The 18,140-nt window shown below is 45.9% G+C and carries 17 protein-coding genes; 8 read left to right on the plus strand and 9 right to left on the minus strand.

From position 1 onward, the window contains the following. Nucleotides 1-71: 71 nt before the first annotated feature. Both groL and B6A14_RS05700 read right to left on the minus strand, forming a co-directional pair. Entirely contained in the window at nucleotides 72-1,724 is a 1,653-nt protein-coding gene (gene groL / locus B6A14_RS05695) for a chaperonin GroEL (RefSeq protein ID WP_087909491.1), read from the minus strand. Between the two features lie 28 nt (nucleotides 1,725-1,752). Beyond that, the gene (locus tag B6A14_RS05700; protein WP_087909492.1) at nucleotides 1,753-2,043 is read right to left on the minus strand and encodes a co-chaperone GroES; all 291 of its coding nucleotides are present in this window, start codon (nucleotides 2,041-2,043) and stop codon (nucleotides 1,753-1,755) included. Between the two features lie 313 nt (nucleotides 2,044-2,356). On the opposite strand from B6A14_RS05700, the gene B6A14_RS05705 reads away from it, so the two are divergent. The 4 genes from B6A14_RS05705 to dacB all read left to right on the plus strand — a co-directional run bounded on the left by B6A14_RS05705 (nucleotide 2,357) and on the right by dacB (nucleotide 7,844). After that, nucleotides 2,357-3,199, plus strand: a complete 843-nt coding sequence (locus B6A14_RS05705; protein WP_087909493.1) for a diguanylate phosphodiesterase — start codon at nucleotides 2,357-2,359, stop codon at nucleotides 3,197-3,199. Continuing rightward, the gene (locus tag B6A14_RS05710) at nucleotides 3,199-3,822 is read left to right on the plus strand and encodes a response regulator transcription factor (protein ID WP_087909494.1); all 624 of its coding nucleotides are present in this window, start codon (nucleotides 3,199-3,201) and stop codon (nucleotides 3,820-3,822) included. Before B6A14_RS05705 ends, B6A14_RS05710 begins: the two co-directional genes overlap by 1 nt. 7 nt (nucleotides 3,823-3,829) lie before the next feature. Continuing rightward, entirely contained in the window at nucleotides 3,830-6,262 is a 2,433-nt protein-coding gene (locus B6A14_RS05715; RefSeq protein WP_087909495.1) for an ATP-binding protein, read from the plus strand. Between the two features lie 136 nt (nucleotides 6,263-6,398). After that, on the plus strand, nucleotides 6,399-7,844 hold the full coding sequence (dacB, locus tag B6A14_RS05720) for a D-alanyl-D-alanine carboxypeptidase/D-alanyl-D-alanine endopeptidase (protein WP_236635672.1): 1,446 nt from the start codon (nucleotides 6,399-6,401) through the stop codon (nucleotides 7,842-7,844). On the opposite strand, the gene B6A14_RS05725 is transcribed toward dacB, so the two are convergent. The 7 genes from B6A14_RS05725 to B6A14_RS05755 are packed head-to-tail and all read right to left on the minus strand — an operon-like array spanning nucleotide 7,790 to nucleotide 15,282. Further along, on the minus strand, nucleotides 7,790-8,890 hold the full coding sequence (locus B6A14_RS05725; RefSeq protein WP_087909496.1) for an L-threonylcarbamoyladenylate synthase: 1,101 nt from the start codon (nucleotides 8,888-8,890) through the stop codon (nucleotides 7,790-7,792). The genes dacB and B6A14_RS05725 overlap by 55 nt on opposite strands. 2 nt (nucleotides 8,891-8,892) lie before the next feature. Further along, a complete protein-coding gene (locus B6A14_RS05730) occupies nucleotides 8,893-10,077 on the minus strand; it encodes a 5-(carboxyamino)imidazole ribonucleotide synthase (RefSeq protein WP_087909497.1) in 1,185 nt (394 codons plus the stop codon). Between the two features lie 4 nt (nucleotides 10,078-10,081). Then, nucleotides 10,082-10,576 carry a 5-(carboxyamino)imidazole ribonucleotide mutase gene (purE, locus tag B6A14_RS05735; protein WP_087909498.1) on the minus strand — a complete coding sequence of 165 codons (495 nt, stop codon included), beginning with the start codon at nucleotides 10,574-10,576 and terminating at the stop codon, nucleotides 10,082-10,084. A gap of 40 nt (nucleotides 10,577-10,616) precedes the next feature. Next, on the minus strand, nucleotides 10,617-11,513 hold the full coding sequence (locus B6A14_RS05740; protein ID WP_087909499.1) for a phosphoribosylaminoimidazolesuccinocarboxamide synthase: 897 nt from the start codon (nucleotides 11,511-11,513) through the stop codon (nucleotides 10,617-10,619). A gap of 7 nt (nucleotides 11,514-11,520) precedes the next feature. Beyond that, nucleotides 11,521-12,585 (minus strand): class II fructose-bisphosphate aldolase, encoded by a 1,065-nt coding sequence (fba, locus tag B6A14_RS05745; protein ID WP_087909500.1) that lies wholly within the window; start codon nucleotides 12,583-12,585, stop codon nucleotides 11,521-11,523. A gap of 46 nt (nucleotides 12,586-12,631) precedes the next feature. After that, nucleotides 12,632-14,068 carry a pyruvate kinase gene (pyk, locus tag B6A14_RS05750; RefSeq protein ID WP_087909501.1) on the minus strand — a complete coding sequence of 479 codons (1,437 nt, stop codon included), beginning with the start codon at nucleotides 14,066-14,068 and terminating at the stop codon, nucleotides 12,632-12,634. 2 nt (nucleotides 14,069-14,070) lie between these two features. Continuing rightward, nucleotides 14,071-15,282, minus strand: a complete 1,212-nt coding sequence (locus B6A14_RS05755) for a phosphoglycerate kinase (RefSeq protein ID WP_087909502.1) — start codon at nucleotides 15,280-15,282, stop codon at nucleotides 14,071-14,073. A 188-nt stretch (nucleotides 15,283-15,470) separates the two neighbouring features. Between B6A14_RS05755 and B6A14_RS05760 the strand changes: the two genes are divergently transcribed. The 4 genes from B6A14_RS05760 to B6A14_RS05775 are packed head-to-tail and all read left to right on the plus strand — an operon-like array spanning nucleotide 15,471 to nucleotide 18,132. Next, nucleotides 15,471-16,394, plus strand: coding sequence for a branched-chain amino acid transaminase (locus B6A14_RS05760; RefSeq protein ID WP_087909503.1), 924 nt, complete (start codon nucleotides 15,471-15,473; stop codon nucleotides 16,392-16,394). Between the two features lie 14 nt (nucleotides 16,395-16,408). Beyond that, the gene (locus tag B6A14_RS05765) at nucleotides 16,409-16,597 is read left to right on the plus strand and encodes a zinc-finger domain-containing protein (protein WP_087909504.1); all 189 of its coding nucleotides are present in this window, start codon (nucleotides 16,409-16,411) and stop codon (nucleotides 16,595-16,597) included. Nucleotides 16,598-16,643: 46 nt separating this feature from the next. Beyond that, on the plus strand, nucleotides 16,644-17,678 hold the full coding sequence (gene waaF / locus B6A14_RS05770) for a lipopolysaccharide heptosyltransferase II (RefSeq protein WP_087909505.1): 1,035 nt from the start codon (nucleotides 16,644-16,646) through the stop codon (nucleotides 17,676-17,678). Between the two features lie 19 nt (nucleotides 17,679-17,697). Next, the gene (locus B6A14_RS05775; RefSeq protein ID WP_087909506.1) at nucleotides 17,698-18,132 is read left to right on the plus strand and encodes a YybH family protein; all 435 of its coding nucleotides are present in this window, start codon (nucleotides 17,698-17,700) and stop codon (nucleotides 18,130-18,132) included. Nucleotides 18,133-18,140: the final 8 nt, after the last annotated feature.

An 18,140-nucleotide genomic window follows, 5' to 3' on the forward strand; every position in this document is an offset into this window, starting at 1 on the left:
ACAAATAAAAAACGCCTGGTCTTGTGAACCAGGCGCTTTAGTTTCTTCAGCGAGAAGCTGGAGAGAGGCTATTACATCATACCGCCCATACCACCCATGCCGCCCATACCACCCATATCAGGCATACCGCCACCAGCAGACTCATCCTTTGGTGCTTCGCAGATTGCGCAATCGGTAGTCAACAACAAGGCTGCCACAGAAGCTGCATTTACCAATGCAGTTTTAGTTACCTTAGTTGGGTCGATCACACCTTGAGCTACAAGGTCGCCATACTCACCAGTTGCGGCGTTGTAACCGTTATTGCCCTTGCTAGCCAATACCGCGTTTACAACAACGCTTGCTTCGTCACCAGCGTTAGAAACAATGATGCGAAGTGGCTCTTCCATAGCGCGCAATACGATGCTAATACCAGCATCTTGATCGGCGTTATCACCTTTCAGGCCCTTGATACCTTGCATTGCACGTATCAACGCTACGCCACCGCCAGGAACAATGCCTTCTTCAACAGCAGCACGAGTTGCGTGTAATGCGTCGTCAACACGAGCCTTCTTCTCTTTCATTTCTACTTCAGTAGCAGCGCCAACACGAATCACTGCAACACCGCCTGCCAACTTGGCAACGCGCTCTTGCAATTTTTCTTTATCGTAGTCGCTAGTAGCTTCATCGATCTGAACACGAATGTTCTTCACGCGAGCTTCGATTGCTTTAGCATCGCCAGCACCGTCAATAATGATGGTGTTTTCTTTGCCAACTTCAATGCGCTTTGCTTGACCTAGGTGCTCAAGAGTTGTTTTCTCTAGTGTGAGGCCAATCTCTTCAGCAATCACTGTACCGCCAGTCAAAATCGCGATGTCTTCCAACATTGCTTTACGACGATCGCCAAAGCCTGGGGCCTTCACGGCACAAGTCTTGATAATGCCGCGGATGTTGTTCACCACCAAGGTTGCCAACGCTTCACCTTCAACATCCTCTGCAATGATGAGTAATGGACGACCGGATTTAGCTACTTGCTCGAGTACTGGGAGCAAATCACGAATGTTGCTAACTTTCTTGTCGAACAAGAGAACATAAGGTGATTCCAATACAGCAACTTGTTTTTCAGGCTGGTTGATGAAATAGGGAGAGAGGTAGCCACGATCAAACTGCATACCTTCAACTACCTCAAGCTCATCTTCTAATGACTTGCCATCTTCAACGGTAATCACACCTTCTTTACCTACTTTTTCCATCGCTTCAGCAATACGCTGACCAATGCTGTGATCACTGTTAGCTGAAATTGAGCCAACTTGAGCGATTTCTTTAGTGGTTGTGCAAGGCTTACTGATTTTTTTGAGCTCTTCGAGAGCAGCAGTTACTGCCTTATCAATGCCGCGCTTGAGGTCCATTGGGTTATGGCCTGAAACAACGTATTTCATACCTTCGCGTACGATAGACTGAGCCAACACAGTAGCGGTAGTTGTACCGTCACCAGCGATATCAGCAGTTTTAGAAGCAACTTCCTTCACCATCTGCGCACCCATGTTTTGAAGCTTATCTTTGAGTTCGATTTCTTTTGCAACGGATACACCGTCTTTAGTCACAGTAGGACCGCCAAATGAGCGCTCCATTACAACGTTACGGCCCTTTGGTCCCAAAGTAGTTTTTACTGCGTTCGCGAGAATGTTTACGCCTTCCACCATCTTGGTGCGGGCGCTATCTCCAAATACAACGTCTTTTGCTGCCATGATTGAATTCCTCTCTTAAGTACCGAAATTACTTCTGTACAACAGCCATGATGTCTTCTTCGCGCATTACGAGAAGTTCATCGCCATCGACCTTAACTGTTTGACCAGCATATTTGCCAAATAACACGCGATCGCCAACTTTGACGTCAGGTGCATTTAATTTACCGCTGTCATCGCGCTTGCCTGGGCCTACTGCCAATACTTCACCTTGATCAGGTTTTTCTGCAGCAGCGTCAGGAATGATGATTCCGGAAGCAGTTTTTGATTCTTGATCTAAACGCTTGATGATTACGCGATCATGTAAGGGACGCAAATTCATCTCTTCTCCTATGTTAGTAAGTGTTAACTATTTAAATATCTATATAAATCAATGCTTTATAATCTCTTCACGTGAAAACTAAGGGCTATTTACTGCTAAATTAAGCTTTTTAGCACTCGCGTGTAGGGAGTGCTGATTATATAGGTCTGATTCCTGAGATTTCAAGGGCAGGAGCATAAATTCCTGAGAAATGGGCCCTTATTTATAATGGGGACAGGTTGGTAGGTCGATTCCTACAGATAAATCAGCCCAAAGCCCTTACCGCTCCAATCCGTCCTGCCTAGACTGGACAGTCACCGATTGGAGAATGCTGATGAGCCCGAAATCCCGGCTGTACACGCTTGTAAAGGCATGGAAGAACAAACCCTTCCAAGAAGTCCGCGACGCCTGTGGCGCGCCCTGGCTTGGCATGAGTAGCCAAGCCCTCGAAGAACACCAATCCTGGTCCAAGCGACAAGCGATTAGCCATGAACCCATTTTTAACTGCAAGGGAACAAAACTGACCGGCTCACTATTTAGACCTCTGCTAACAGCTTCCGATATGCAATTACTGCGTTTATTCATGGAAGGCTTGGATGCAATTTCCTACTGGTATCGCAGTGGTCGTTTTATTCCTGGCATTTTGCCAATGCCAACTCATGCAATCGCCTCTAGCGGCTACATCGATGCCCTGAGTGATCTGATTCTGAACTCACGACTACCAGTCGGGTTGATTGCACTAGGAATCCCATCACTGCCTGAGCCGGATATTGCCGATGCTTACAAAGAGGGTTTGCTACGCATGCGCCGACTAGGTGTCTTGCTGCATTTCATGAATTTCACGGGGACGGTAGAGCAACTGCACTGGATCAATGAGATGCAAATAGAGGGAATTCATATTGATATGGGGCAGCTTCGTGATGAAGTCCTATCAAATGATGTGATTAGAGAATTAAAACGGTCGCCCTTTTCACCCACACAAATTTATGCAAGCAATATCAACCTTGTCAAAGACTTAGAGAATGCATCTGTAATGCAAGTAGATCATGGCTACGGCGGCCTCATGCTATCACCACTCAGTCGCCATCAGATTCTTCAAATCAATGATAGCCGTATCGCTAAGGCTATTTTTTCGCTGCACCCTCATCCACAACCAAACCAAAATGGAGACCAGTAATGAGAAAACGCGTGATGTTAGTAGATGACCATCCGGCTATGCTGATGGCCTTAAAAAGTATGTTGCAAGACCAGCTGTTATTTGAAATCGCAGGTCAAGCTCAGAATGGCGAAGAATGCCTTCGATCCATCAAAGAGATGAATCCTAATATGGTGATTCTGGATCTTGATATGCCCAAGACCGATGGGTTTGATGTCATTCGGCGTATTGGCTTGATGTATCCCGATGTGCGAGTGCTGGTTCTATCTAGCATGGATGAGGCGGTTTATGGCGGAAGAGTTCGATCACTTGGTGGGCATGGCTTTGTCAATAAAACTGCAGGGGCTGATGTGATCTTGGCAGCCTGTGTAGCGATCTCACAAGGGTATAACTTTTTCACTCATGGAAAGAATGGCAACAGCTCATTAAGTGATAACGATAAATTAGCGCTGATTTCTGATCGTGAGTTACAAGTCATGAAGTATCTCGGAAAGGGGAATACCAATCAGCAGATTTCAGACATGCTGCATATCAGTAATAAAACGGTAGCTACTTACAAGACCAGAGTTTTTGACAAACTTGGTATTAACAACATTGCCGACTTAATCTTGTTCTGCCGCATGAACAAGATCATCGAAAGCTAAAAGCAATATGCGTCGATTCATCGTCTGTACATCACTACTAATTTGCCCGCTACTGAATCAGGCAAGTGAGATAGCTCACGCACAAGCCCTGAGCCCAGCAGAACAGCGATGGATCGACCAGCATCCTGTAGTTCACTTCAGCATTCATGAAAAATATGCACACTATTTAAAAAATGATGCTAAAAATTCTGGTGTCTTTCATGGGCTCTTGAAAAAACTAGGTGAATTTACTGGACAAGAATTTTCACCCAAGTGGAGAAAAACTGATCATGAGGGATTAAAGCAATTAGCTGCTGGTGAAGTAGATTTTATGATCGACCCACCCAGCCTCAATGATGAATATCTCCGATTTGGCTCTTTATCAGAGGCAATCTTTTGGGGGCATGATGCTGTGCTAACGGCGAGTCCAACAAGCATTGAAATAATTGCTCCTGCCAATATTGCTTACTTTGATCGCGGATACGAAAACCAACCCTTACCAAGACACCCGCAAGCAAAAATTTCTAATAATGTTCAGAAACTGGTTTTAGACTTACTGAAAAATGATATTGAGGCCTTAGTACTACCCATTCGACTCGCACATCAGCTAGTCCAGGATCTCAATACATCAGAGCTTCGTGTAGATGGACTGTACCAGCGAGAGCCTTTTGAATATCGCTGGCTTATTGCAAACCAAAGCAGCGCTTTACATAATCTGCTCAATAGCTTCCTAAACGACTTAGATCCCATTGAATCAAGTCAATTATTTGCGCTTGGAAATCCGAGTGTTGCAAACAGCCAGAGTCATTATTGGGCAAAACTACCTTGGCTGTTCACCCTCACTTTAATCACGCTAGGAGGTATCGTATTTTGGCGTCTACAAAAGAGACAGCATTTACAGGAGCAAGCAGCGGAAGATTTGATGGCCTCCAAAGATTTAGCTGAAAAAGCAAATGCAGCGAAATCTGCCTTTCTAGCAACGATGAGCCACGAAATCCGCACTCCGATGAATGCAATCTTAGGGGTGCAAGAGTTATTACTGAGCAGTCGGCAGTTTCCCGATAATGAAAAATCGCTTCTGAAGAGTGCGCATTCTTCGGCTGAATCATTGCTAGGTATTCTGAATCAAGTATTAGATCTTTCAAAAATTGAGGCTGGCAAGCTCACTCTCAATTTAGAGCCCTGTTGCCTCAATACACTCATTGATGATATTCATTCAGCATTTTCAACTGTGGCGCATAAGCAAGGCCTCATCTTGCATACCTCCAAAGATCCACGGATTGCCGCTGTCTTAATGATTGATACTTTGCGACTTCGTCAAATTTTACAGAACCTATTGAGCAATGCGATTAAATTTACCGATCGAGGTGAGGTTTATTTCTCCATCAGCGTGCTGGCGGATGATCATGCTGGGCAGTTAATTGAGTTCAGAATTATTGATACCGGCATTGGTATGGGTGCCGAGGAAATCAAGCTAGCCCTTCAAGCCTTTGAGCAAGTACCTGGTAAAGCAGATCAGCAAAATGGTACTGGTTTGGGCCTCACCATTACCAACCATTTGGTCAACTCGATGAGTGGTCAACTCAATTTTGAGAGCGCTCCCGGCTTCGGGAGCAATATTCATTTCTGCGTGGCACTTCCTCGCACCAGCATTGCCGCATCGAGAAACTCTCTTGCCGATAGAAGTTGGGCCTCTAGAAAACTATTTTCTAGAAATATCCAAAATCAAGATAGGTCACTCCAAGCCTTAGTGGTTGAAGACCATCCTGCTAGTAGGCAAATCATATCCTTGCAACTACAGGCCTTAGGTATTGAGGTGAGCGTTTGCGAAAGTGCAAACGAAGCTCTTGAATTGATATCCCAACAATATTTCGACCTCTTGCTTGCAGATCAATCCATTCCCGGAATGCAAGGTTCAGAGTTAGCAAAACGTGTACGCTCCCTAGGTCATCGTGAGATCGTAATCATTGGCATCACTGCGGATATCTATGCTTTAGATGCTCGGCACCAATTTCTTGCTGCCGGCATGAATGGGGTTCTCATTAAGCCGCTAAGCTTAATGACCTTAGAAAATGAATTGGCTCGTTACTTCAACACTCAAGACATTTCAGAGAAAAGTGAGGGATCAGGTGCTTTTCAAGAATACTCATTCGAACTCTTTTCTAATCTCTTGAAAAAAAGCCCAGGTCATATCGTTCTCATATTGGATGAGGTTAAAAAGGTACATGACGATACCGTTGCCATACTGAAAGTCGAAACTGTAGATGAAGCTATTTTGGCAAGTATGATTCATAAAATTAAAGGTGGCGCTCAACTATTAAGCGCCCAGCGCTTTATTGCCTGCTGTGAAGCCCTTGAAACGATAGGCCCGATTCCTGACAGAGTGAGCGCATTGATTCAATTACTGGAAGATCAAAACCGACTAATTGAATGCTATAAGGCAAAGTACGTAAGTAATTAAGGCATCCTTTGCCTTCTCGCGCCCTGGGTTTATCCTATTGGGCATGCAGCGATCTATACACCATCTTTTTCCTTTAGTCCTTACAGTGCTCTGGACTGGATTTTGCCTTTTTACATTTACAGCAAGAGCTGAAGGGGTGCTGCTAACCATACCCCAAGCTGTTGCAACAAGCTTAGAACGCAATCAAATCCCAAAGGATGCTGTCAGTATTTCAGTAATGGAAATTGAGTCCGCCCGTCCAGGCAAGCATCTTGCTAAAAATATTCTCAATTGGCGATCTACTGAAGCGATGAATCCCGCCTCAACCATGAAGCTCTTAACCACGCTCGCGGGTTTAGATATCTTGGGGCCGCAGTATCGCTGGCGTACCAATATTTATACTGATGGTGCAATTCGCCAAGGAACTCTGAAGGGAAACCTTTACCTGCAGGGCACTGGTGATCCAAAGTTAATTCCTGAAGAATTAGCCAAGCTCATGAAATCCTTACAAGCGCTCGGTATTCAAAAGATTGATGGCAACTTATTCTTTGATCGAAGTGCATATGCTCCAAATGTAATGGAGCACAACACTATCGATGGCGAAGCTTTACGCGCCTACAATGTGCCCCCCGATCCTTTGCTCTACGCCTTTAGAACCCTCTCGTTTCAGCTAGGCAAATCACGTACAGCAGACTTCATTGATATTGCCTATACGCCAGCACTCTCGCAACTGAAGATTGATAATCAGATGCAGCTGGTTGATCGCCCTTGTGACAACTGGAAAAGCAATATTCGCTTTAACCTAGATCCTGAAAGCACAACGAAAACAGATCAGCTGCTCGTAGCGCAATTCTCAGGGGCGTTTCCCAGCGCCTGCAAGGGGGTGAACTACAACGTGGTTGCCCTTGATGCAAATACCTTTCTGACACAAGGCTTTGCCGCCGCCTGGGAACAATCAGGCGGCATATGGACACGACCTCCTACTGGGAAAAATGGCAATGTGCCGCTTGCTGCAAGACTCCTTCTCCAGTTTGAAGGAATCAGTCTGAGCGATGATGTTCTAGACATTAATAAGTACTCAAACAATGTCATGGCACGCCAATTACTTTTAACTCTAGCCTTAGAAAAAATAGGAAAGCCAGCAACAACTGCCAATGGTGAATTAGTGATTCAAAGTTGGCTAAAACAAAATGGTTTAGATTTTCCGGGGCTTGTGATTGAAAATGGCTCAGGACTATCACGCAATGAAGCGATTACTGCTGAGCAATTGAACCAACTCTTACTCGCTGCACGTAACCTGTCGGTAGGCGATATTTTCTATAACAGTCTTCCAATTGCTGGAACTGATGGCACGATGAGAAATCGTCTCATGGCACAACTCCGTAAATTTTTACACCTGAAGAAAAAGCCTGAAGCCAGAATTAAAACGGGCTCACTAGCAGACGTGCGATCCATCTCTGGCTATGTCATGAGTAAATCAGGAAAGCTGTATGCAGTTACCTCTTTCATCAACCACCCCAATGCTTGGAGGGGCCTAGATGCGCACGATCAATTACTATCGTGGCTACTGGAAGATGGTCCAGAACCAAAGCATGCACGCTGAAGTCGATCTCTAACCCCATCCCATTCCTCGCCGCTCGGCGGTTCAGGAAAGAGAATCAAATCCCAGCCCTGCTGATCTAAATCACGTAATGAACGATACAAGCGACTAGCAAATTCTCCGCTGTCGCTTGGTACTTCAACCTCTTCAAAGTGAACTGATGGATGACCATCCTCACCTAAAGAAGATTCAGAATCCCAAACTGCTACAGCAACGCGAGACTTTGTATCCGGAAATTCGCTTAGCGCATCCAATACTCGGCCAGGAGCATACAAACGTAAGGGGGTAGTAGGTGCGTAATGTGCACGCAGACTACCGGATACTCTTGGGGTAGGTTCTGCATTCTCCGCAGTAGCAAGACTTAACTCGCCTGGCTGCAATACCTTAATCCCAGTCTTAGTAAAAATTTCTTTAGGGGTAATTACACCTGGACGGAGCAAAACAGCTTGATCACCAGAAGACATATCAACGATGGTTGATTCAATGCCTACCTCACAATCGCCGCCATCCAAAATCATCAGATCAAGAGTATCCTCAAATTCATTGCGAACATCCGCTGCGCTGGTGGGCGATACCTTGCCAAAACGATTGGCAGAGGGCGCGACTACACCGCCCTTAAATTTACGCAATAACTCTTGTGCCATCGGATGCGCGGGGGCACGTATTGCTACTGTATCCTGCCCCCCGGTTAAATCATTAAGAACACTTTTATCTTTTTTAAAGACCAATGTTAGAGGACCAGGCCAGAAGGCATTGATTAACTTCAAAGCATCTTCGGATACATGTCTTGCCCAAGGCGCCAAAACTGGTATCCAATCGACTTGGGTCTGGTCAAATTTATTCGGTGCCGCTAAATGCACAATCAATGGATGATTAGCAGGGCGGCCTTTAGTGCTAAATACTTTTTTGATTGCTGCTGGATTCTTTGCATCTGCACCAAGGCCATAAACAGTCTCAGTCGGAAATGCAACCAAACCGCCATCTCGAAGGGTCTGCACTGCTTCGTTGATCACCGCTGAAGATTGCAGCGGCTTACTATCGGTCGACATTTCTAGGGCTCGATACCTAATTCAATTGCTACAGCAGAGCAATTTTGGCGAGCTTCATTTAATGCTTCACCTAGACAATTAATGTGACCCATCTTTCTGCCAATCCGTGGAGCTGATTTACCGTAGAGATGTAGCTTTGCGTCTGGATGAGCAAGAACTTTATTCCAAGCAGGTTCTTTAGCTTTATCTTCGCTACCTTCAAACCAGAGATCGCCCAGTAAATTGAGCATGGAAACTGGCGCTAATTGGCGCGTATCACCCAAAGGTAGACGTGCCATCGCTCTGACTTGCTGCTCAAATTGACCAGTCACACAAGCATCCATGGTGTAGTGGCCAGAGTTATGAGGACGAGGGGCAATTTCGTTCGCAACGATATCACCATTCTTGAGTACAAAAAACTCAACGCAAAGAACACCAACATATTCGATCTTACGAATCAGCGCCTTTGCTGCATCAACAATCTTTTTCTCTTGAGCAGGCTTTAGCGATGGAGCCGGTACGGTAGAGGTATGCAAAATTCCGTCACGATGGATGTTTTGCGACACAGGATAAGCCACAACCGCATCATCATGCCCTCGTACCACCAAAGCAGAAACCTCAAAATCGAGTTCCATACGCTTTTCTAGAACACAGGACACGCGCCCCAATTCATTCCAGGCAGTAGTCAATTCTGACGGACTATAAACTGTGACCTGACCTTTACCGTCATAGCCCATGCGGGCGGTCTTTAAAATTCCGGGAAAGAGATCTACCGGAACATGAGCAATATCAGCATCATGCTCGATCACAAAATAAGGCGCAGGGCCAATATTAGTTTCAGACTTCCAAGTAGCTAAGAATTTTTTCTCAGCAATGCGATTTTGCGCTAGCGAGACACAACTACTGCGCGGCGCCACAAAAACACCCAAAGCTTCAAGCTCATCTAAAGCCTGTGCGGGAACATTCTCAAACTCAGTACTGACTGATGAACATAAAGCTGCCATTTCTTTTAAGGCAGCAGAGTCAATGTAATCAGCTTGAATAAATTTTTCTGCAATTGAGCCAGCGGGGCTATCCGATCCAGGATCTAAAACGCACACTTTATATCCCATAGCTTGGGCAGCCTGGGTGAACATGCGACCTAATTGACCGCCACCTAATATTCCTAAATATGAACCCGGCAAAATGGGCTCCATACGATCTGCCATGTAATTAATATCCCGGCAAATTCATGGAGCGTGCAGTATCAGACTGCTTGGCACGAAACTCCCCAAGACGCTTAGCAAGATCTACATCATGCAAGGCAAGGCCTGCAATCACATGCAGAGCAGCATTGGCTGCGCCAGCTTCACCAATTGCAAAAGTAGCAACCGGAATACCTTTTGGCATTTGCACAATTGAATACAACGAGTCTTCACCGCGTAAATATTTACTTGCCACTGGAACACCATATACCGGAACAATTGTTTTTGAGGCCAGCATACCTGGCAAGTGAGCTGCACCACCTGCACCAGCAATGATGGCTTGCAAACCATTTGATTGAGCATTTTCTGCATACTGGAACATGTCATCAGGCATACGATGCGCGGAAAGTACTTTAGCCTCGTGAGCAATGCCGAACTGCTCGAGCATTTGAGCGGCATGCTGCATGGTGTCCCAATCTGAATTGGAGCCCATCACGATTCCGACTATTGGCTTCTTACTCATTTGCCTCTCCACATGCCCTAAATATTGTCTAAGGACTCTATTATCCCTGAGTTAGACGATTCAGGGCTTCACGGTACTTTTCAGCGGTCTTTTTAATTACCTCAGCAGGTAATTGGGGTGCAGGAGCGGTCTTAGGCCATAACTTGCCATTTACTTGAGCAGTTTCTAACCAATCACGCACAAATTGCTTGTCATATGAGGGTGGGTTTGAGCCGACATAATAGGTTTCTGCTGGCCAGAAGCGGGAAGAATCTGCAGTGAGAATCTCATCCATCAAAACCAATTGACCGGCATCATCCAAACCAAACTCAAACTTGGTATCGGCAATGATGATTCCGCGGGTAGCGGCATATTCAGAAGCTTGTTGATAGAGGCGAATACTGACTTCACGAATTTGATTAGCTAATTTCTCACCAATCAACTCCACCACCTTCTCAAAAGAAATATTTTCATCATGCTGACCAAACTCAGCCTTAGCAGCGGGAGTAAAAATAGGTTCAGGTAATTTTTGGGCGTTCTCAAGACCAGCTGGCAATGAAATTCCGCAAACCTTACCTGTATCTTGATAGTCTTTCCAGCCGCTCCCAGCTAAATAGCCACGCACAACTGCCTCTACCAAAATAGGCTTTAAGCGCTTAGCAACGACTGCGCGACCTCTCACTTGAGAAACCTCATCAGGTGCAACTACTGTGGCTGGATCAATTCCAGTCAAGTGATTAGGAATTACTTCAGCTAACTTATCAAACCAAAAATTAGCCATTTGGTTCAGCACAACACCCTTCTCTGGAATGGGTTCACCCATCACGACATCAAATGCAGACAAGCGATCGGTAGTAATCATCAAAAGTTTGTCATCGCCTAAGGCATAGACATCACGCACCTTACCTTTAGATAGCAAAGGCAAAGACTTTATGGAGGTGGCGTACAAAGAGGGCATATTTAATTCACTTCACGATCTGAGTTAGTTTGCCGCTCTTATAAAGTTCAGCCATTTTTTCCAAGGGAATAGGTTTGATTTTGGATGCTTGCCCAGCAGACCCAAAGGCCTGAAAGCGCGCAATACAGACCTTCTTGGCTGCCTCACGTGCTGGTTTCAGATAATCACGCGGGTCAAACTTACTTGGGTTCTCAATGAAATAGCGACGAATTGCGCCAGTCATTGCTAAACGAATATCGGTATCAATATTGATCTTACGAACACCATTCTTAATGCCCTCTTGAATTTCCTCCACTGGCACGCCATAAGTCTCTTTCATATCACCACCGAATTGACGAATCTCAGCAAGCAGTTCTTGTGGAACACTTGAGGAGCCGTGCATTACCAAATGTGTATTCGGGATACGTGTATGGATTTCTTTAATACGATCGATTGCTAAAATATCACCGGTTGGCTTTTTGGTGAACTTGTATGCACCATGACTTGTACCAATCGCGATTGCCAAAGCATCGCACTGAGTAGCTTTTACAAAGTCAGCAGCTTGCTCTACGTCTGTTAATAACTGCTCACGTGTCATCTTGCCATCAGCGCCATGACCATCTTCCTTGTCACCCTGCATCGTCTCTAAAGAGCCCAATACGCCAAGCTCGGCTTCTACAGTAACCCCAATTGAATGAGAAAACTTCACGACCTCCTTAGAAACATCGATGTTGTACTCGTAGCTTGCAACTGTTTTACCGTCAGCCTCGAGCGAGCCGTCCATCATGACACTGGTAAAGCCACTCTTAATTGCTGCCATACAGACCGCTGGGCTTTGGCCATGATCTTGATGCATCACCACTGGAATATGAGGATAGGCTTCCACTGCTGCAGAAATTAAATGACGTAAGAAGGCTTCACCAGCATATTTTCGTGCACCTGCTGATGCCTGCATGATGACTGGGGAGTCAGCCTCATTGGCTGCTTCCATAATCGCAGTCACCTGCTCTAAGTTATTGACATTAAATGCTGGCAAGCCATAACCATTTTCAGCCGCATGATCCAAGAGTTGTCGTAAAGATACTAAAGCCATGGTGTTCTCTTAATAGATATAGATAAATAGTTAATCGATGTACAAATTACTTCACGTGAATAATTTTGAGATTATTGGTGCCGCCGGGTTCACCCATTGGCTCACCTGATGTCAATACCACAGCGTCGCCCTTTTTAACGGCGCCAGCCTTTTTCAAACAAGCTTCTACTTCCTGCAAGGCAGTATCCCGGTCCTTGGTGTAATCCAAACCAATCGGCGTGACATTACGGTAGGTACTCAATGCTCTTTGGGTCGCAATCTTTGAAGTTAAAGCAAAGATAGGCACATGAATGTTATGGCGACTCATCCAAATTGCAGTTGATCCAGAGTCCGTGAGAGCGGCAATAGCATTTGCATGCAAATGATGCGCAGTAAATAAAGCGCCCAAAGCAATCGTTTGATCAATGCGGGCAAAGGTTTGATCTAAAAAGTCTGTGTCTAATTTCACAGGATCTGATTTCTCGGCCTCAACACAAATTTCTGCCATCGCTTTAATCGTTTGCACTGGATAGGAGCCTGCTGCAGATTCCGCTGAAAGCATTACTGCATCTGTACCATCCAATACGGCATTCGCTACGTCACTGACTTCAGCGCGGGTAGGCACTGGAGCATTGATCATGGACTCCATCATTTGCGTTGCAGTAATCGTAAATTTATCTGCCTCACGAGCCCAAGCAATCATCCGTTTTTGTAATGCTGGCACTGCGGCATTTCCAACCTCAATTGCAAGGTCGCCACGAGCAACCATAATGCCGTCACTTTGAGCAATGATGCTTTTGAGCGCTTCAGGCTCAATTGCTTCCGCGCGCTCAACTTTAGCGATGGTTCTTACCTTACCAACGCCATATTTAGCACTAGCAGCATCAGCCAGTTTTCGGGCATATGCCATATCAGCACCATCTTTTGGAAAACTAATCGCCAAGAAATCAACACCCATGGCGATTGCAGCATCCAAATCAGAAATGTCTTTTTCGGTGAGGGCGGGTGCAGTCAAGCCACCGCCAGCACGATTAATACCCTTGTTATTCGAGAGTGGGCCGCCCTGCTCAACGAGTGTAAAAATTTCACCGCCCTTGACACTCTCAACCCGAAGAACAACTAAGCCATCATTTAACAAGAGGCGATCACCAGGCTTCACATCACTAGGCAACTCTTTGTAATCGAGTCCTACACGGCCTTGATCACCAAGCTCACAAGCAACATCCAGAATAAATTTTTCACCTTCTTTGAGAAGAATTTTGCTCTCTACAAATTTACCTACACGTATTTTGGGTCCTTGCAGGTCAGCCATGATGCCAACCTCTTTACCCACCTCGGCAGATATGCTCCTCACCAAATCATGACGTGCCTTGTGGTCTGCGACTGTACCGTGCGAGAAGTTCATGCGTACGACATCAACGCCTGCGCGAATCATCTCGCGCAATACTTCAGGCTTCTCAGATGCAGGTCCCAGTGTTGCAATAATTTTTGTAGCTCGTAACATATTTACCCTTTCGCTCTTTCAGCAAGTACCGCAAAGGCTGGCAAAGTTTTACCCTCGAGGAATTCCAAGAAAGCGCCTCCACCAGTTGAGATGTAATCCACTTGATTTTCAATACCGTATTTAGCAATTGCTGCCAATGTATCGCCACCACCTGCAATTGAGAACGCGGGTGAATGCGCAATGGCTGCGGCCAGCATTTTCGTGCCACCGCCAAATTGATCAATTTCAAATACGCCCAATGGGCCATTCCACACAATCGTGCCAGCATGTGCAAGCATTGTGGAAAGGCGCGCGGCAGTCTTGGGGCCAATGTCCAAAATCATGTCATCTTCCGCCACCTGGTCTGAGGCTACCCGGTTTGCACGCGCCAAGGGGGAGAGCTCATTAGCAACCACAACATCTTCAGGAATAGGAACGTGTGCACCACGCTTTTCCATCAGATCCATAATTTCTCTAGCCTCATTTACTAAATCTGGCTCGGCAAGCGATTTGCCAATTGGTAAACCTTTGGCAAGCATGAAAGTATTAGCAATGCCGCCGCCAACGATTAACTCATCGACTTTTTCAGAGAGCGCTTTCAAAATAGTAAGCTTAGAAGAAACCTTAGAGCCAGCAACAATTGCCACCAATGGACGCTTTGGACTTGCAAGTGCACGACTCAATGCATCTAACTCAGCAGCCATCAAAGGGCCGGCGCAAGCAACTGGCGCAAACTTTGCAACACCATGAGTAGTTGCCTCAGCACGATGCGCAGTACCAAATGCATCGTTCACATATACATCACATAGAGCAGCAATCTTTTTTGCTAACTCATCATTATTCTTTTTCTCGCCCACATTAAGGCGACAGTTTTCTAGAAGAACTATTTCACCTGGATTAACTTCAAATCCGCCATCTACCCAATTGCTGATGAGTGGAACTTTGCGATGAAGCAAATTAGCAATGCGGTCAGCTACTGGAGCCAAGCTATCTTCAGATTTAAATTGGCCTTCAGTTGGACGACCAAGGTGCGAAGTCACCATCACAGCAGCGCCAGCATCTAGACACATCTGCACCGCAGGCATCGAAGCCCGAATACGAGTGTCTTCAGTAATATTGCCAGCCTCATCCTGAGGCACATTGAGATCGGCACGAATCAGAACCCGCTTTCCCTTCAATTGGCCTGATTGAGCTAATTCACTTAGACGTTTAACTTGAAATAAGGATTCCGGCATGAGATTGGGCAAATGAGGTGGTTTAAGGGGAATACTCCATTCTAAATCGTCTAGCCCAACTACCCCGAAGGATCTAAGCCACGTAAGGGCCTGCCTGCTCTACAATAGGGGCTTGGACGCATTTTGGGTCTGGGGCCATAAACCCTCCCTCGGCGACCCGATTAACCAGATACAAAAAGGTAGAGAAAATGTCGATGTCTGACCGCGATGGCTTTATTTGGTCCGATGGGAAGCTTATTCCCTGGCGTGAGGCCAATATTCATGTCCTAACCCATAGTTTGCACTACGGCATGGGCGTTTTTGAAGGCATTCGCGCCTACAAAACCCCCCAAGGCACAGCTATTTTCCGCCTCCCAGAGCACGTAAAGCGCCTCTTCAATGGCACCAAGATTTTCCAAATGAATATGCCTTACAGCCAAGAGGTGATTACCAAGGCAATTATTGAAGTGGTTAATAGCAATAAGCTCGAGGCTTGCTATATCCGCCCAATCATTTTCATCGGCTCCCAAAAGCTTGGCATCTCCCCTAAAGGCAATAGTATTCATACTGCGATTGCTGCCTGGGAATGGGGTGCTTATTTAGGTGAGGATGGTCTGAATAAAGGTATTCGCGTAAAGACTTCGTCATTTACTCGCCACTTTGTAAATTCTTCACTCGTTCGCGCTAAAGCCTCTGGCTATTACATCAACTCTATTTTGGCCAATCAGGAAGTAACCGCCAATGGATATGACGAAGCGCTATTGCTAGATACCGAGGGTTATGTATCCGAGGGTTCTGGCGAGAACCTGTTCATGATTCGTAATGGTATTGTGTATACGCCTGACTTAGCGTCCTGCTTAGACGGCATCACTCGTGATTCTGTCATTCAAATTGCCAAGGATCTTGGCTATGAAGTTCGTGAAAAACGATTGACACGTGATGAAGTTTATTCTGCAGATGAAGCCTTCTTCACTGGCACCGCAGCTGAAGTAACTCCAATTCGCGAATTAGATGATCGCTCTATTGGGGATGGCAAGCGTGGTCCGATTACTGAGCAAATTCAGAAAACGTATTTTGATGCGGTATATGGCAGAAATGATCAATACAAATCTTGGCTCACCTACGTTAAGTAATCAGGAATAGAAATATGACTCAAGCTCAAGTTGTTATGGTGAATGGCAAAGACTTACCATTGCATTGCCCCACCAATCAAACTCCAGCCTGGAACTCGCACCCACGAGTTTTTTTGGACATCACCAAAACTGGTGAAGCCAAGTGCCCATACTGTGGCGCTGATTACAAATTGATTCCTGGCACTGAGCCCCACGGACATTAAGCCCTATCAGCGCCTCTTCAAGAGGCGCTGAGTCGGGATACAACACATGCACAGTATTCTGATCATCGCCCCTAACTGGATTGGGGATGCGGTAACCACTCAGCCCTTGCTGGCCAATCTCAAAGTTCTTTATCCAGGCTCCAAAATTGATGTACTTGCCAGTAGTTGGGTGGCTCCGATCTATCGTGCCTGCGCAGAAGTGCATCAAGTAACTGAAGTAAAATTTGAGCACCGCAAACTGCAATGGGACTTACGCAAGCAATTAGCTAGAGAGATTAAAGCTAAAAATTATCAAGCCTGTTTTGTGTTGCCGAATAGCTTCAAGTCTGCACTTATTCCTTGGCTTGCCAATATCCCTTTTCGAATTGGCTATCGCGGAGAATTGCGTTTTGCGCTCATTAATCTAGCACTAGATAATCCAAGCAAAATTAACCGTCCCCCAATGGTAGAGCACTACTCGGCGCTCAGCGAACTTCTCAAAGATAGCGAATCGCTTCCATTGACTCAGTTAGCTCCTAAGCTCAACGTTTCCAGCTCAGCAAAACAGTCTGTTCAAAATAAATTACAAAGCGCCAACATCAGTAGTGACTTAATTTATGTAATGTGCCCAGGCGCGGAATACGGGCCCACGAAACGTTGGCCTACTGAGCACTTCGCGATACTCGCACAAAAGCTCATCGCCGAAAATCCAAATATTCAGATAGTACTTTTGGGCAGCAAAAGTGATCATGTCCTTGGCCAAGAAATTACCTCCCAGGCACAACTGAACAGCAATATTCATAACTGGTGTGGCAATACTTCCTTAGATGAGGCAATCGCCCTGATTGGTATGAGCAAAGCAGTGATCAGCAACGATTCAGGCTTGATGCATATTGCAGCCGCGCTCAATACCCCCCAGATTGCCATCTTTGGCTCTAGTGACCCTGCCCATACGCCCCCTTTATCCGATAGGGCTCGGGTTATTTGGCTGAATATGCCTTGCAGCCCATGCCATAAACGAGAGTGTCCATTAGGTCACTTGCGGTGCCTAAAAGACATACTGCCGGAACAAGTTTTAGCTACACTCAATACATTGAAATAATGACTCGGAAAAGTAAGTGATGACCAAACTTGCAAGACTCTTTCACAATGCTGATGAAGTTGTAGACGCCTGGCGAGATGCATTGCGCCATCGCGATGTCAAAAGTGCATTAGATATCTGGCTTGATGATGACTCCATTACTTGCGTGCTGCCGGAAGGTCATCGTCTAAGTGGTCATGCAGAAATTCGTAAAGGCTTAGAGAGACTTTTATCTAAGCAGCCATTATTTTTAGAGCCGATTGCCTGTATTAGTCACTCCATTCCAGGGGCTGCTATTTACGATACCACTGAAGCAGTCCATCTCAGAGCCGATCAGGTAGAAGCCGAGTTTTTCTTAAACATCACTCTCGTGCTCTTACAAGACAGTCAAGGCTGGCGCATCGCACACCTGCACGCCAGCCGCTCTACCGAAGATACTTTTGACGCACCCTCCACCCCTCACGGCCTGCATTAAAAATCAAA

The organism is Polynucleobacter hirudinilacicola (genome assembly GCF_002192535.1).
In the GTDB taxonomy this organism is placed as follows: Bacteria; Pseudomonadota; Gammaproteobacteria; order Burkholderiales; family Burkholderiaceae; genus Polynucleobacter; species Polynucleobacter hirudinilacicola.

Excerpts from the sequence above, each read along its gene's own strand:
- groL (WP_087909491.1), bottom strand. The coding sequence starts at position 1,724 with ATGGCAGCAAAAGACGTTGTATTTGGAGATAGCGCCCGCACCAAGATG.
- B6A14_RS05700 (WP_087909492.1), bottom strand. The coding sequence starts at position 2,043 with ATGAATTTGCGTCCCTTACATGATCGCGTAATCATCAAGCGTTTAGAT.
- B6A14_RS05705 (WP_087909493.1), top strand. The coding sequence starts at position 2,357 with ATGAGCCCGAAATCCCGGCTGTACACGCTTGTAAAGGCATGGAAGAAC.
- B6A14_RS05710 (WP_087909494.1), top strand. The coding sequence starts at position 3,199 with ATGAGAAAACGCGTGATGTTAGTAGATGACCATCCGGCTATGCTGATG.
- B6A14_RS05715 (WP_087909495.1), top strand. The coding sequence starts at position 3,830 with ATGCGTCGATTCATCGTCTGTACATCACTACTAATTTGCCCGCTACTG.
- B6A14_RS05725 (WP_087909496.1), bottom strand. The coding sequence starts at position 8,890 with ATGTCGACCGATAGTAAGCCGCTGCAATCTTCAGCGGTGATCAACGAA.
- B6A14_RS05730 (WP_087909497.1), bottom strand. The coding sequence starts at position 10,077 with ATGGCAGATCGTATGGAGCCCATTTTGCCGGGTTCATATTTAGGAATA.
- purE (WP_087909498.1), bottom strand. The coding sequence starts at position 10,576 with ATGAGTAAGAAGCCAATAGTCGGAATCGTGATGGGCTCCAATTCAGAT.
- B6A14_RS05740 (WP_087909499.1), bottom strand. The coding sequence starts at position 11,513 with ATGCCCTCTTTGTACGCCACCTCCATAAAGTCTTTGCCTTTGCTATCT.
- fba (WP_087909500.1), bottom strand. The coding sequence starts at position 12,585 with ATGGCTTTAGTATCTTTACGACAACTCTTGGATCATGCGGCTGAAAAT.
- pyk (WP_087909501.1), bottom strand. The coding sequence starts at position 14,068 with ATGTTACGAGCTACAAAAATTATTGCAACACTGGGACCTGCATCTGAG.
- B6A14_RS05755 (WP_087909502.1), bottom strand. The coding sequence starts at position 15,282 with ATGCCGGAATCCTTATTTCAAGTTAAACGTCTAAGTGAATTAGCTCAA.
- B6A14_RS05760 (WP_087909503.1), top strand. The coding sequence starts at position 15,471 with ATGTCGATGTCTGACCGCGATGGCTTTATTTGGTCCGATGGGAAGCTT.
- B6A14_RS05765 (WP_087909504.1), top strand. The coding sequence starts at position 16,409 with ATGACTCAAGCTCAAGTTGTTATGGTGAATGGCAAAGACTTACCATTG.
- waaF (WP_087909505.1), top strand. The coding sequence starts at position 16,644 with ATGCACAGTATTCTGATCATCGCCCCTAACTGGATTGGGGATGCGGTA.
- B6A14_RS05775 (WP_087909506.1), top strand. The coding sequence starts at position 17,698 with ATGACCAAACTTGCAAGACTCTTTCACAATGCTGATGAAGTTGTAGAC.